This window comes from Burkholderia sp. BCC1640 (assembly GCF_902833125.1).
GTDB lineage: Bacteria > Pseudomonadota > Gammaproteobacteria > Burkholderiales > Burkholderiaceae > Burkholderia > Burkholderia diffusa.
This window is the reverse complement of the sequence record NZ_CADFEF010000114.1, coordinates 1-681: the sequence shown is the minus strand read 5'-3', so window position 1 is coordinate 681 and position 681 is coordinate 1. Positions and strand designations below refer to the sequence as shown.

The 681-nt window shown below is 71.2% G+C and carries 1 protein-coding gene; it reads left to right on the top strand.

Going from position 1 to position 681, the window contains the following annotated elements; all coding sequences use genetic code 11:
* The coding region (locus HWX25_RS32720) for an enoyl-CoA hydratase-related protein (RefSeq protein ID WP_244138836.1) at positions 1-569 on the top strand (569 nt) is incomplete at its 5' end.
* Between the last annotated feature and the right edge of the window lie 112 nt (positions 570-681).

Here is a 681-nt window from a genome sequence, read left to right as displayed (position 1 = left end):
TGGGCAACAAGACGCCGATCGCGCTGAGCGGCACCATCAACCCGCTCGCGACCACGCCCAGCCCGCGCCTGACCAAGCCGCTGGTGGCGGTCGCGCATGGCGATACCTGGGACATGGGCCACGAGCTCTTCCTGGTGGGCGACATCCGCGTCGCGGCGGCCGATACGCGCTTCGGCCAGGACGAGAACACCCATGGCCGCTTCCCCGGCGGCGGCTCGACCGTGCGTTTCGTGCGGGAAGCGGGCTGGGGCAATGCGATGCGCTACATCCTGACCGGCGATCACTGGAGCGCGGAGGAGGCATATCGGATGGGCACGGTGCAGGCGATCGCGCCCGATGCGAAGGCGGCGCTCGAACTGTCGGTGCAGATCGCCGGCAGGATCGCGGCCTGCGGGCCGCTGGGCATCCAGGCCTCGCTCGCCTCGGCGCACCTGGCGATCGACCCGGCCGAGAACGCCGCGCTGTTCAAGCTGACCGAGCAGTATCGCGGGCTGTTACAGTCGCAGGACTTCGTGGAAGGGCGCCGCGCGGAACTCGAGGGGCGCCAGCCCGTGTTCCAGGGCAAGTGAGCGCCTGAACGACGCTCAGGGGCCGGCGCTGCGGCCCGCGCGCGGGGCCGGCTTGCCATGCAGCCCCATGAAGGCCCCGGCTCCTTGGCGTGCGTGTTCGTCCAGCGCCTGG